General features: G+C 74.3%; 10 protein-coding genes. 5 read left to right on the top strand and 5 right to left on the bottom strand.

Annotated features, from left to right (window positions below; all coding sequences use genetic code 11):
- The first annotated feature begins 13 nt into the window (after positions 1–13).
- Positions 14–1,774: a M3 family oligoendopeptidase gene (locus rosag_RS20800; RefSeq protein WP_284352098.1), complete on the top strand. Its 1,761-nt coding sequence runs from the start codon at positions 14–16 to the stop codon at positions 1,772–1,774.
- A 117-nt stretch (positions 1,775–1,891) separates the two neighbouring features.
- On the top strand, positions 1,892–2,548 hold the full coding sequence (locus rosag_RS20795) for a hypothetical protein (protein ID WP_284352097.1): 657 nt from the start codon (positions 1,892–1,894) through the stop codon (positions 2,546–2,548).
- A gap of 27 nt (positions 2,549–2,575) precedes the next feature.
- Here the strand turns inward: rosag_RS20795 and rosag_RS20790 are convergent, their stop codons facing one another.
- Genes rosag_RS20790 through rosag_RS20780 form a run of 3 tightly spaced genes read right to left on the bottom strand, consistent with a single transcriptional unit; the run spans position 2,576 to position 5,391 of the window.
- Complete coding sequence (locus rosag_RS20790; protein ID WP_284352096.1) at positions 2,576–3,904, bottom strand: metal-dependent hydrolase family protein; 1,329 nt, start codon at positions 3,902–3,904, stop codon at positions 2,576–2,578.
- A 23-nt stretch (positions 3,905–3,927) separates the two neighbouring features.
- Positions 3,928–4,527 (bottom strand): DUF502 domain-containing protein, encoded by a 600-nt coding sequence (locus rosag_RS20785; protein ID WP_284352095.1) that lies wholly within the window; start codon positions 4,525–4,527, stop codon positions 3,928–3,930.
- 9 nt (positions 4,528–4,536) lie between these two features.
- Positions 4,537–5,391 (bottom strand): NmrA family NAD(P)-binding protein, encoded by an 855-nt coding sequence (locus tag rosag_RS20780; RefSeq protein WP_284352094.1) that lies wholly within the window; start codon positions 5,389–5,391, stop codon positions 4,537–4,539.
- Positions 5,392–5,460: 69 nt separating this feature from the next.
- On the opposite strand from rosag_RS20780, the gene rosag_RS20775 reads away from it, so the two are divergent.
- From rosag_RS20775 to rosag_RS20765, 3 genes are all read left to right on the top strand, one after another.
- Positions 5,461–6,150: a Dph6-related ATP pyrophosphatase gene (locus rosag_RS20775; protein ID WP_284352093.1), complete on the top strand. Its 690-nt coding sequence runs from the start codon at positions 5,461–5,463 to the stop codon at positions 6,148–6,150.
- A gap of 162 nt (positions 6,151–6,312) precedes the next feature.
- The gene (locus rosag_RS20770; RefSeq protein ID WP_284352092.1) at positions 6,313–9,345 is read left to right on the top strand and encodes a S9 family peptidase; all 3,033 of its coding nucleotides are present in this window, start codon (positions 6,313–6,315) and stop codon (positions 9,343–9,345) included.
- A 140-nt stretch (positions 9,346–9,485) separates the two neighbouring features.
- On the top strand, positions 9,486–10,274 hold the full coding sequence (locus rosag_RS20765) for a TIGR00266 family protein (RefSeq protein WP_284352091.1): 789 nt from the start codon (positions 9,486–9,488) through the stop codon (positions 10,272–10,274).
- Between the two features lie 439 nt (positions 10,275–10,713).
- On the opposite strand, the gene rosag_RS20760 is transcribed toward rosag_RS20765, so the two are convergent.
- Positions 10,714–11,670 (bottom strand): hypothetical protein, encoded by a 957-nt coding sequence (locus rosag_RS20760; RefSeq protein WP_284352090.1) that lies wholly within the window; start codon positions 11,668–11,670, stop codon positions 10,714–10,716.
- A gap of 13 nt (positions 11,671–11,683) precedes the next feature.
- A complete protein-coding gene (locus rosag_RS20755; protein WP_284352089.1) occupies positions 11,684–12,898 on the bottom strand; it encodes a phosphodiester glycosidase family protein in 1,215 nt (404 codons plus the stop codon).
- Between the last annotated feature and the right edge of the window lie 52 nt (positions 12,899–12,950).

The following is a 12,950-nucleotide window of genomic DNA, read 5'->3' as shown; positions in this document are numbered from 1 at the left end:
GGGCGTGGGCGACATGCGCCGCCCGCTCCGAACGCTCAAGCCCAACGGCTCCGTGACCATCGCGCCGCTTCCCGAGCTCCCCGCCTCGCCCGAGGCCTTCGCCGACGCGACGTGGGACGACGTCGCGCCGTACTACGAGGCGCTTGCGACCGCGCCGCTCACCGCCGCCGACGTCGAGGAGTGGCTCGGCGCGTGGTCGCGCCTCGACGCGCTCGTGGGCGAGGCGGGCACGCTCGCCATGATCGCCTACACGGGCGACACGGCGGACGCGGCGAAGGAGGCGGCGTACCTGCGCTTCTCGACCGACGTCTTCCCGAAGCTCGACGAGCAGGAGGTGCGGCTCTCGAAGCGGCTGCTCGACCTCGGGTGGTCGCGCCCGGACCTCGAGACGACGCTGAAGCGCTTCCGCGCCGACGCCGAGATCTTCCGCGAGGCCAACGTGCCGCTGTTCGCGGAGCTGGAGGAGCTGTCGGCCGCGTACCAGAAGATCGTCGGCGGGCTCGCCGCCGACTGGGACGGCGAGCGCAAGACCATCCCGCAGCTGCAGCCGTTCCTCAAGAGCCCCGACCGCGCGGTGCGCGAGCGCGCGTTCCGGAAGGGTGCGGAGGCCTACCTCGACAAGCGCGACGAGCTGGCGGCGCTGTTCGACCGCATGTACGAGAAGCGCGTGCAGGTCGGCGCGAACGCCGGCTTCCCGAACTTCATGGAGTACTGCTTCGCCGCGAAGCACCGCTTCGACTACGGGCCGGACGACGTGCAGCGCTTCCACGAGGCGGTGGAGTCGACCGTGACGCCGGTGGCCGAGCGGCTGCACGCGTGGCGGCGCGAGAAGCTGGGCGTCGCGCAGCTGCGCCCGTGGGACCTCGGCGTGGACCTGTTCCGCGACCGGCCGCTGAAGCCGTTCAGCGAGGTGCCCGAGTTCGTCGCCGCGGCGCGCCGCATCTTCGCGACGCTCGATCCGGAGCTCGGCGAGCAGTTCGACCTGATGGCGCGCGAGCGCCTGCTCGACCTGGAGAGCCGGCCGGGGAAGGCGCCCGGCGGCTACTGCACGAAGCTCAGCTTCCGCGGGCGGCCGTTCATCTTCATGAACGCGGTCGGCGTCCCGGACGACGTCAACACGCTCGTCCACGAGGCGGGGCACTGCTTCCACGACTTCGCGTCGCACGGGCTGCCGCTGATCTGGCAGCGCTCGACGGGGCACGAGGCGGCGGAGCTGGCGTCGATGTCGATGGAGCTGCTCGCCGCGCCGCACCTCGCGCGCCCGACCGGCTACTACGAGCCCGAGGAGGCGCTGTCGGCGGAGCTGGAGCACCTCGTCGAGGTGGTGACGACGCTGCCGCACATCGCGAGCGTGGACGCGTTCCAGCGGTGGATCTACACCGATCCCGCCGGCGCCGACGCGGACGCGCGCGACGCGGCGTGGCTTGACCTGCGCGCGCGCTTCGAGCGCGGCGTCGACTGGGGCGGGCTGGAACGCGAGCGCGTGGCGCGCTGGTATCGCCAGCTCCACATCTTCGAGCTGCCGTTCTACTACATCGAGTACGGCATCGCGCAGCTCGGCGCGCTGCAGGTGTGGCGGCGCAGCCTCCAGGACCCGCAGGACGCGGTGCGGCGCTACAAGGCGGCGCTGAGCCTCGGCGGCACGCGCTCGCTGCCGGAGATCTACCAGGCCGCCGGCGCGAAGCTCGTCTTCGACGCGGCGGGCATGGGGGAGCTGATCGGGCTCGTGGCGGAGCGGATCGAGGCGCTGCAGGGGCGGCTGGCCGCGGGGTAGGGCGCAGCGAGGGCCCGCCGGGTTGCGTGTCCCTCCGGCCCTCGCTTGTGTTCAGGGCTGACCGGACGGCGCGGCCACGCGACGCCGGCCCTCCCCGAACCGCCTCCTCTCCGAGTCATGGCCGAAATCGACTTCAAGCGCCGGGGCACCCCGCTCTGGCTCGTCCTGCTGATCCTGCTCGTCGTGGGTGGCGGCGCCGCCTACTTCCTGCTCGACCGCCGCCCGCCGGCCCCCGTCGCGACCGCCGCCGACTCGGCCGCCACCGCGGCGCCGACCACCCCGGGCGCGCCCGCGACCGCCGCGGCGCCCACGACGACCGGCGGCCCGACCGCCGCGTTCGTGCGCTTCGCCGACACGCGCCGCCTCCCGACCGACGACGGGGCGACGCAGCGCGCCTACCTGGGCGAGGCGCTGCGCCTGATGTCGGGCGTGCTGCAGGAGAAGGCGCCCGCCAAGGGCGTGCAGATCAACCTGCTGCAGGCGATCGCCGACACGCTCGCCATGACCGAGACGAAGGCCGAGCGCGTGCCGGACCTCGTGCAGCTGGGCTTCTTCGCGTACGCCTACGCGCTGAAGGACAGCAAGGTCGACGACGGCCGCCTCACGACGGCGGCCGGCCAGCTGCAGCCGAACGTCTCGCTCGGCAAGCAGGCGCAGCAGGTGAACGGCTACCTGCGCCTGTCGCGCGACATCCTCACGGGCACGACGCCCAAGGCCGCCGACACCGTGCGCGCGCCGCGCACCAGCGCGCCGGCCGCGAAGTCGAGCACCTGACGCACGGCCGCCGACGCCGGCGAGCGATCAGTGAGGGGCGGGGAGGCCGACGGCCTGCCCGCCCTTCATCACGAAGCGCACCCGCCGCAGCGCGCCCACGTCGCGCGTCGGGTCGCCCTCGACGGCCACGAGGTCCGCGAGCAGCCCGGTCGCGACGCGCCCGCGGTCCGTGAGCCCGATCGCCTTCGCGGTGACGCTGGTCGCCGCGCGCGCCGCCTGCAGCGGCGACAGGCCGTACGACACCAGCAGCTCCGGCTCGCGCGCATTGTCGCCGTGCGGGAAGACGCCGACGTCGCTGCCGTTGCAGATGGTGACGCCGGCGGCGATGGCCGCCTTGAGCGAGGCGCGCTTGGCGGTGATGCGCGCCGGCTCGGGCCCGTTGCCCGGCCGCCAGCCGCGGTAGCGGCTGATCGCGTCGCCCGCGGCCACGGTGGGGCACAGCGCCACGCCCTTCTGCGCCATCAGCCGGAAGACCTCGGGCGTGCCCTCGTCACCGTGCTCGATGGTCTGCACGCCCGCCGCCGCCGCGCGCCGCATCCCCTCGGCCGTGCTGGCGTGGACGACGACCGGGCGCCCGGAGCTGGCGGCCGTCTCGACGGCGAGGCGCAGCTCCGCCTCGCTGAACGTGGGCCGCGCCTCGCCGTTCGGGCCCCAGCGGTAGTCGCCGTAGAGCTTCACGACGTCGGCGCCACTGCCGATCTGCCGGCGGATGGTCCGCACCAGCCCGTCCACGCCGTCGGCCTCCTCGGCCCCCTGCGGCACCTCCCAGCGCGGGTCGAAGCCCTTGGGGCCGTAGCTCCCCGTGGCGACGATCGCGCGGTTCGCGATGAGGAGCCGCGGGCCGGGGATGATCCCCTGCTCGACGGCGGCCTTGAGGCCCGCGTCGGCGTCGCCGGCGCCCTCGGTGCCGAGGTCGCGCAGCGTCGTGAAGCCGGCCTGCAGCGTCGCGCGGAGGTGGTTCACCGCGCGCGCCACGCGCAGCGACAGCGGCTCCTTCAGCACCTGGTCGTCCCACGACGTCTCGTTGTACGCGTGCAGCAGCACGTGCGAGTGCGCGTCGATCATGCCGGGCATCAGCGTCGTGCCGGGCAGCGCGACGGTGCGTGCGTTCGCGGGCGCGGCCACGCCCGCCGCGGGGCCGACGGCCGCGATGCGCGTGCCGCGCACGAGCACCACCCAGTCGGCGCGCGGCGCGTCGGCCTCGCCGTCCCACACGGCGGCGGGGCGCAGCAGCGCCGGCGTGGTGTCGGCGGCCGCGGGAGGCGTCTGCGCGCGCAGCGGCGACGACCCGGCGAGCGATGCGGCGGCGACGAGCGCGAGGCCGCCGGCCCGGCGCGCGCGAGGGACCTGAAGCATGTGCGAGGACGAGTGGGGGAGCGTCAGTGCGGCGCGGCGGCGGGCGGCACGACGGCCTCGCGCGGGATCGCGGGCGTGGCGCTCACGCGCGTCACGCCGCCCGAGACGAGGAAGGCCATCACATCCGCGCTGTCGGCGGGGAGCGGGCGCACGCGGTCGGCGGGGAAGAGCAGCACGTGCCCCGCGACGCTGTACGAGAACGGGAAGTAGACCGCGACCTGGCCATGCAGGCCGAGGTGCTCCAGCGACGACTGCGTGACGAAGCCGATCGCGGCGCCCTCCGACTCCGGGTACACCGTCACGACGACGGGGCGGTCGAAGCGGCGCTGCTCGCCGACGAACGCGTTGAGCAGGTCCTTCGTGGAGGCGTAGAGCAGCCGCACGAACGGGAGCCGCGTGAGCAGCGACTCGACGACCGCGAACAGCCCACGCGCGAGGAAGCTGGACGCGAGGAAGCCGATGAGGATCAGGAACGCGAGCGTCGCGACGAAGCCGAGGCCGGGGATCGGGAGCCCGAGCCACCCGTCGATCAGCACGAACAGCCGCCAGCACACGTAGCCCGTGAAGGCGAGCGGCGCGACGACGACGAGTCCGCGCAGGAAGTAGTTGACGAGGGCGCGCATCGCCCAAAGCTAGCGCGTGAACGCCGCCGCGTGCTCGCGCGCGAACTCGGCCAGCGTGCGCGGCGCGCGTCCCGTGATGGCCGCGACGTGCCCGGTGGGCGTCGTCCCCTCGCCGTCGACGCTGCGCGCGTAGAGGTCGAGCAGCGCGTCGACGAGCCACGCCTCCATCCCGCGCCCGAGCATCGCGCCGCGCACGACCTCGGAGGGCAGCTTGACGTGCGTGATCTCGCGTCCGAGCACGCCGGAGAGGATCGCGGCGATCTCAGGATACGCGTGCGCGGCGCCGCCGGTCAGCTCGTACGCGTTCCCCGCGTGGCCGTCGTCGAGCAGCACGCGCGCCGCGACGGCCGCGACGTCCGCCGCGTCGATGAGCGGCATCGGGCCGGTAGGCGGAGAATAGAGTCGCCCCTCGCCCGCGATGCTGTCGGCCGACGCGAGCAGGTTCTGCATGAAGTGCGTCGGGCGCAGGAACACGCTGGGCACGCCGAGCGCCGTGGCGCGCGCCTCGATCTCGCCGTGGTCGCGCTGGAGGACGTTGTCGGCGGTCGGGTCGGCGCCCGTGACCGACAGCTTCACGAGCAGCCGCACGCCCGCCGCGGCCGCCGCGTCGATGGCGTGCGACTGCAGCGCGACCTCGCGCGCGTCGGGCGGGCTGAGGAGGAAGAGCCGCTCGACGCCGTCGAACGCGCGCGTGAGCGACGCGCGGTCGTCCAGGGAGCCCGCGACCGGCACGGCGCCGAGCGCAGTCGCGGCCTCGCGAGCGGCGAGGGTGCGCGCGAGCGCGCGCGGCTCCGCGCCGGCGGCTGCCAGCTCGCGCAGCAGGTGGCGTCCGACGTTGCCGGTGGCACCGACGACGAGCAGCATGGCGAGCCTCGGGAAGGGCGGGGTGGAGGCGCCGTTGCCCGCGCGCCGGCCGTCGTCTAGGGTTGCACGATGACGACGAAGGTAGCCTCCCGCGCCGCGCCCCGCGCCCTCGTGAGCTGGAGCGGCGGCAAGGACAGCGCGCTCGCGCTGCACCGCGTGCTGCACGACGGCAGCGTGCGCGTCGAGGGCCTGCTGACGACGGTGACCGACGAGTACGACCGCATCAGCATGCACGGCGTGCGGCGCGCGCTGCTGGACGCGCAGGCCGCGGCCCTCGGGCTGCCGCTGACGACGGTGCGGATCCCGCCCGCGTGCACCAACGACGACTACGAGGCGCGGACCGGCGACTCGCTCGCGACCTACGCGGCCGACCGGGGCGAGGCGGTCGTCTTCGGCGACCTGTTCCTCGCCGACGTGCGCGCCTACCGCGAGCGGCTGCTGCAGCCGCACGCGCTGGCCGGGCTCTTCCCGCTCTGGGGCGAGGACACGACGGCGCTCGCACGGCGTTTCGTCGCGCTCGGCTTCCGCGCGACGCTCGTGTGCGTCGACCCCGCGCAGCTCGACCCGCGCTTCGCCGGCCGCGCCTACGACGACGCGCTCCTCGACGAGCTGCCGCCCGGCGTGGACCCGTGCGGCGAGCGTGGCGAGTTCCACACCTTCGTGCACGATGGACCGGTCTTCCGCCACCCGGTGCCCGTGCGGCCCGGCGAGGTCGTGGAGCGGGGCGGCTTCGTCTTCGCCGACCTGCTGCCCGGCTGACCGGCCGCACACCGGGCCCACCAACGGGCTCCGCGCCGGGCGCGTATCCTGGGGAGCCGGCAGGGTGGGCGGGGCGACGCGAGCCCCCGCGCACGAGCATCACGCCGCCGGCGCGGCGCGTCCTCCGCGCGCCGCCGACGCGTCTCCTCCCCTCCCATGACCGTGCCATTCCCCCGGCCCCGCCGCTCGGCGTGGGCCCGGGCCGCGGCAGCCGCCGCCGCCCTGACGCCGGCCGCCTTCCCGCTGGTCGCGCCCGCGCGCCTGCCGGCGCAGGGGCCCGCGCGCCCCGCGACGGCCGCCCCGACCGGCGCGGGCCGCGCCCTCACGCAGACCGAGTACGACACGTGGCGCGGCGTGCAGGGGACCACCCTGTCGCGCGACGGCCGGTGGCTCGCCTACCAGATCGGCCCCGTCGTCGGCGACGGCGAGCTGGTGGTGCGCGGCACCTCGGCCGCGACCGAGTACCGCGTGCCGCGCGGCTACACCGGCCGCCCGCAGCTCACGCCCAACGCCGACTCGGGCTTCACCGCGCCGCCGCCGGTGTTCAGCGCGGACGGCCGGATCGTCGCGGCGATGACGTACGCGCCGCGCGCGGAGTTCGAGCGCGCCCGCGCCCGCCGCGGCTCGCAGCCGCCGCGCGCGACGCTGGCGATGCTCTCGCTCGCCGACGGCAAGGTCACCAGCGTGCCGCGCGTGCGCTCGTTCCAGATGCCGCGCGAGACGGGCGGCTGGATCGCCTACCTGATGGAGCCAGCCGACAGCGCGGGCCGCGCCGCCGCGGCCAACGCCGCGCGCGACTCCAGCGCGCGCCCGGCCGGCGCCGCGGCGACGTCGCCCGGTGGCACGCCGCGTCCCATCGCCGCCGACTCCGCCGCGCGGCGCGAGCGCCGCAAGGAGAACGGCACGACGCTCGTGGTCCGCAACCTCGCGACGGGCGAGGAGACGCGCATCGACGACGTGGTGAGCTACGCCTTCGCCGACAGTGGCCGCTGGCTCGCGTACACGACGTCCTCGCGCACGCCCGCGCGCGACGGCGCCTGGGTGCGCACGCTCGGCCCCACGGGCCTGGGTGACGAGACGGCGCTCGCGAGCGGTCGCGGCAACTACCGCGCGCTGACCTTCGACCGCGGCGGACGGCAGGTGGCGTTCGTCACGGACCGCGACGCGTACACGGCCGACAAGCCGACGTATACGCTGTTCCACGCGCGCCTCGACGGCCGGGCGCCGGCCGCGCGCGCGATCGTCACGCCGGCCGGCATCGAGCGCGGTCTGGTCGTCAGCGAGCGCGGCGTCTCGTTCGTGCGCGACGGCTCGGCCCTCGTGCTCGGCCTCGCGCCGGCGCCGCTCGACTCGATCCCCGCCGACTCGCTGGCCGACAAGGCGGTCCTCGACCTCTGGCACTTCCGCGACCTGCGCCTGCAGCCGCAGCAGCGCCTCGAGGCCGGCCGCGAGCGCGGGCGCGCCTACACGGCCGTCTACACGCTCGGCACGGGCCGGCTGGTGCGGCTCGGCAACGACACGCTGCAGCAGATCCAGGTCAGCGACGACGGCCGCGCGGCGCTCGCGGTGACGGGCATCCCGTACGCGATCTCGCAGATGTGGGGCGAGGGCGGCTCGGACGTGTGGGCGCTCGATCCGCGCACGGGCGCGCGGCGCGCGGTCGCGACGAAGGTGCCGTTCCAGGCGCAGCTCTCGCCGGGCGGCAACTTCGCGGTCTTCTACCAGGACCGCCGCTGGAAGACCTTTGATCTTCGTACCGGCCGGACCACGGATCTGACTGGCGCGCTGACCAACGTCCGCTTCGACCAGGAGACGTGGGACACGCCGAGCGATCCGGCGCCGTGGGGCGTGGCGGGGTGGACGAACGGCGACCGCTCGCTGCTCGTGAACTCGCGCTACGACGTGTGGGAGCTCGATCCGGAAGGGAAGCGTGCGCCGCGCGTCGTCACCGACTCGATCGGCGTGCGCTCGCGCACGGTGTTCCGGCTCGTGGACCTCGACCGCGAGGATCGCTTCATCAACCCGGCGCAGCCGCTGCTGCTGAGCGCCTTCCAGGACTCGACGAAGGCAGCCGGCTTCTACCGCGACCGGCTGGGCGCGACGGCCGCGCCCGAGCGCATCGTGATGGCCGACGCGCGCTTCGGGCAGCCGCTGAAGGCGCGCGACGCCGAGGTGTACGCGGTGACGCGGCAGACGTACACCGAGTCGCCCGACGTGTGGGTCGGCACGCGCCTCGACCAGCTCTCGAAGGTGACCGACGCCAACCCGCAGCAGGCGCAGTACGCGTGGGGCAACGTCGAGCTGGTGACGTGGCGCAGCGACGACGGCCAGCAGCTGCAGGGGCTCCTGTACAAGCCGGAGAGCTTCGACGCCTCGAAGAAGTACCCGATGGTCGTGTACTTCTACGAGTCGCTGTCGGACAACCTGCACCAGTACCACACGCCGTCGGGGCGCAACGTCATCAACCCGGTGGTCTACGCGTCGAACGGCTACCTGGTGTTCTTCCCGGACATCGCGTACACGGACGGCTTCCCGGGCCGCAGCGCGATGCAGTCGATCGTGCCGGGCGTGCAGTCGCTGATCGGCCGCGGCTACGTGGACGCGAAGCACATCGGCATCGGCGGGCAGAGCTGGGGCGGCTACCAGAGCGCGTACATGATCACGCAGACGCCGCTGTTCGCGGCGGCGTTCCTGGGCGCGCCGGTGGCGAACATGACGAGCGCCTACGGCGGCATCCGCTGGGAGAGCGGCGTCGCGCGCGCCTTCCAGTACGAGAAGGGGCAGAGCCGCATCGGCAAGTCGATCTGGGACGCGCCGCTGCGCTACATCGAGAACTCGCCGCTCTTCTACATGGACAAGGTGACGACGCCGATGCTCATCATGAGCAACGACGCGGACGGCGCCGTGCCGTGGTACCAGGGCATCGAGATGTTCGTGGCGGCGCGCCGCTTCGGGAAGGAAGCGTACCTGCTGAACTACAACGGCGACGGCCACAACCCGCGCAAGCGCGCGAACCAGCTGGACGTCGACCGCCGCATGCAGCAGTTCTTCGCGCACCACCTGAAGGGCGAGCCCGCGCCGGACTGGATGCGGAACGGCATCCCGTTCCTGCAGAAGGGGCGGGATCAGCTGCAGCCGCCCGCGGCCGTCCCGGCCGTTGGGGGTGCTGCCACTTCGCAGTCGTCGGCGCCATAATAGGCAGCGTCTTGCGTCGAGCGTCGAGCGTCGAGGAGACCCCTCGGCGCTCGGCGCTCGCCGCTCGACGCTCGGATCGCTGCCGCGACGTGGCGCGCTCCGGAGCGCATTCCTCGCCTTCCGACGGAGCTGAGCTTTCCATGGCCGACCAGATCGACTACCGCATCCTCGGCGACGACCTGCAGGCGGTCGTCATCACGCTGGACCCGGGCGAGGCCGTCGTGGCCGAGGCGGGCGCGATGATGTACATGCGCGAGGGGATCGAGATGGCGACGACGCTCGATCCCAACGCGCAGGGGGGCGGGCTGTTCGGGAAGCTGCTGCAGGGCGGCAAGCGGCTGCTCACGGGCGAGTCGTTCTTCGTCACGCTGTTCGCGAACCACGGGCGCCAACGCACGGACGTCGCGTTCGCGTCGCCGACGCCGGGCCGCATCGTGCCGCTCGACCTCGCGCAGTGGGGCGGGACGGTGATCTCGCAGAAGGACTCCTTTCTCTGCGCGGCACGCGGCATCGACGTCTCGGTCGCGTTCACGAAGAAGATCGGCGCCGGCTTCTTCGGCGGCGAGGGCTTCATCCTGCAGCGGCTGCAGGGCGACGGGCTGGCGTTCCTGCACGCGTCGGGCACGCTGGTGACGATCGACCTCGCGCCGGGCGAGCAGCTGCGCGTGGACACGGGGTGCCTGGTGGCGATGCAGCCGGGCGTGGACTACGACATCCGCATGGTGCCGGGGATCAAGACGGCGCTGTTCGGCGGCGAGGGGCTGTTCTTCGTGAACCTCACGGGCCCGGGGCGCGTGATCCTGCAGACGATGCCGTTCTCGCGCCTCGCGGACCGCATCATCGCCGCGTCGCCGCGCGCCGGCGGCTCGCGCCGCGAGGAAGGCGGGATGCTCGGCGGGCTGGGGGCGCTGCTGGACGGGGACAACTGAGAGGCTGCGGACTGCGGGCTACGGATCGGCTGCAACAGCAGCAAGGAAGAAAGTCCGACAAGATCTGATAACGACGGATGGCTCCGTGCGGTGCGATCATCTTCGCACTCCATCGGAGCCGTCCGCTCTTCTCGGACCTTGTCCGATCTTCATCCTTGCAATGCCGTTCCGGGGCCGGCGCGCCGTGCACGGGTCGGCGAACGAGGGACTACGGATGCTCCGGATGAGACGGATGCGGCGGATCGCTTCGTGTGGGGGCGACGCGCCATGCGCCGGTGCGGAGGAGATCCGCACGATCCGTCCCATCCGAATGATCCGTAGTCCCCCCGAGTAGTTCGTGCAGGCCGGGGGCGACGCCGGACGCCGAGGGCACGGAGCAGGACCCGCAGCCCGCAGTCCGCAGCTCCGCGCACGCGAATGGTCGCCTCAGGGTGCGGAGCTAGTGTAGGAACGCATCCACGTAGTGCCGCTGCAGGAATCTCTCGAACTCGCCGTCGTCGGAGGTCGTCCAGCTGGGGGGCCGCGGCGGCTCGGCTGACTGCGCCTGGAAGACGAGCGCCTCCTTCGACGCGTACAGCTCGCGCAGCGCGTGCGTCTTGGGCGACTTCGAGAACGGCCAGAAGCGCGACGCGCGGAGCGCGCGACGGAGCGCGCGCATCACGTCTGCACCCTCCAGCAGCTCGAGCCGGTGGCGACGGCGGAACTCGCGCTGCTCCTCGTCGCGCGCCGCGACCATGCGCGCGATCGCGTCCTCGGCCCGCTCGCGCGAGCGCGCGGGAATGCGCAGCGCGGTGAGGAACGGCCCATCCGCGTCGCCGGGCGCCGGGCTCCACATGCCGTGGCCCTGCACGTAGCGACGCACCTGCACCAGGACGGGAAGCCGGCGTGCGAGCCCTTCCTCCTCGAGCGCCTGTCGCACCGCGCGGTGGAAGGCGATCGTGCGGCGCCACTGCGCGACGCGGTCGTCGGGCGCGATCTCCGACAGCCCCGCCACCGCCAGCCGCGCACCCGGCAGCGTCTCGAAGCCGTTCCGCCAGCGCGGTGCGTGGAGCGCGTCCTCGGTCGCGACGTCGTCGGGCGTCACCGCGGCGAACGGGAACGCCTGCTCGCCGTGAAGCTCGACCTCCAGCGGCACCGCGCCCGGCGCCGGCGACGACTCGGCGTCGCCCGCGGTGGGCTCGTGCGTGGCCGCGACCAGCGCGACCGCGGCGCACAGGCGCTTGGTGGTGTGCATCGGGCGGAAGATCAGCTGCTGCAGCGTCTCCCAGCCGGTGATGACCGCGACGTGCGGCAGGGTCGCGACGCCCACCAGCGCGTCCGCCTCGTCGAACCGGGCGGCGCGCACGAGCGCCGCCAGCGCGCGGTCCTGATCGGGAGAGAGCGGATGCGCGGTCATGGGCGTCGGGGATTCATCTGGAAGTGCAGCCGCCGCGCGTGACCACGAGCGCATTCGCGACCAGGCGCTCGCCCGCGCTGTCCGACGGCTGGTTGGCGATGCGGAAGCCGCCCGCCGCCTCGCGCACGACCACCGTCGTCGAGCCGCCGCCGTCGAGGTTGATGCCGTCGGTCGCCCCCAGGAGGCGCAGGAGCTCCGCCGTCTCGCGCAGCGTCGTGCCGAGGCTGTAGCCGGCCTGCCGGCCGTCGACCGTGACCAGGAAGAGCCGGCGCCCGTTCGCGCCCACGCCGACCGCGGTGCGCGGGTTGGGGCCGCGGAAGCCGGCGTTGCCCGCGGAATCCACCTGCGGATCGATCGCGCCGCCGCGCAGCAGCACGGGCAGCCCACCCACCGCCTGCCGCGGCGACACGGGGCCGAGCGAGTGCGTGACGCGCACCGTGTCGCGGCCGGCTTGCAGCGCCGCGAGCCGCGCGCGTGCGGGCGAGCGCGCACCCGCGGCGAGCACGATGCCGTCTGCCGGGATCGCGGCGTGCGCGCCGCTGTCGACGGCGGTGACGACGGCGCCGCCGCTCGCGAGGGGCCGCGCGGCCACGAAGACGCGGCCGGGGAGGCTGTCCGTGCGCGCGCCCCACGCCGCGTCGAACACGCCGACGCCCGCCGCGCTGCCGCGATTCCAGCCGTCGAGCGCGAGCGTCGTGTCGGGCAGCGCGACCGAGCCCGTCGTGCGCAGCATCCCCATCCATGGCGCGCCGGCCGAGTCGAGCGCCAGCGCCGGACGCGCGCTCGGGCCGGCGATCACGCGACCGTCCTGCACGTGCGCGCCCTGCGGGACGCCGGGCGGCGCGAAGAGGAAGAAGTCCGCGTTCACGCCGCCCGCGACCGCCACGCCGCCCGAGTCCGCGAGGCCGCGCACGAGCGCCAGCGTGCCCGCGCGCCCGACGGCCGCGCCGCCTGCCTTGCGCGCCGCCAGCGTCCAGCACGCCGCGCGGTCGACGTCGAGCACGTGCACCGCCTGCGGGCCGCGGGCGAACCAGAGCCGGTGGTGCACCACGCCCGGCGCGACCGTGGTGGAGGTCGCGCTGTCCGCGGTCGCGGCCAGCCGCAGCGGCGGCAGCGGCGCGGATCCGGTGGTCGCGCGGGGCGCGCAGGCGGCCGCCACGAGGATCGCGGTGCCCGCCGCGACGGCGCGCGGCGCGGGGTGTGCCAGAGCGAGTCGGGACGCGTGCATGGCGCCAAGGTACGCGCCCATCCGTGACGCCGGTACCGACGCCTTCCCGAAC

Origin of the sequence: Roseisolibacter agri (assembly GCF_030159095.1) — a bacterium.
In the GTDB taxonomy this organism is placed as follows: Bacteria; Gemmatimonadota; Gemmatimonadetes; order Gemmatimonadales; family Gemmatimonadaceae; genus Roseisolibacter; species Roseisolibacter agri.
This window is presented reverse-complemented; position numbering and strand designations above follow the sequence as displayed.

Bases quoted from the DNA above. Each gene is read 5' to 3' on its own strand.
- rosag_RS20800 (WP_284352098.1), top strand. From the start codon at position 14: ATGCGCCGCCCGCTCCGAACGCTCAAGCCCAACGGCTCCGTGACCATC.
- rosag_RS20795 (WP_284352097.1), top strand. From the start codon at position 1,892: ATGGCCGAAATCGACTTCAAGCGCCGGGGCACCCCGCTCTGGCTCGTC.
- rosag_RS20790 (WP_284352096.1), bottom strand. From the start codon at position 3,904: ATGCTTCAGGTCCCTCGCGCGCGCCGGGCCGGCGGCCTCGCGCTCGTC.
- rosag_RS20785 (WP_284352095.1), bottom strand. From the start codon at position 4,527: ATGCGCGCCCTCGTCAACTACTTCCTGCGCGGACTCGTCGTCGTCGCG.
- rosag_RS20780 (WP_284352094.1), bottom strand. From the start codon at position 5,391: ATGCTGCTCGTCGTCGGTGCCACCGGCAACGTCGGACGCCACCTGCTG.
- rosag_RS20775 (WP_284352093.1), top strand. From the start codon at position 5,461: ATGACGACGAAGGTAGCCTCCCGCGCCGCGCCCCGCGCCCTCGTGAGC.
- rosag_RS20765 (WP_284352091.1), top strand. From the start codon at position 9,486: ATGGCCGACCAGATCGACTACCGCATCCTCGGCGACGACCTGCAGGCG.
- rosag_RS20760 (WP_284352090.1), bottom strand. From the start codon at position 11,670: ATGACCGCGCATCCGCTCTCTCCCGATCAGGACCGCGCGCTGGCGGCG.
- rosag_RS20755 (WP_284352089.1), bottom strand. From the start codon at position 12,898: ATGCACGCGTCCCGACTCGCTCTGGCACACCCCGCGCCGCGCGCCGTC.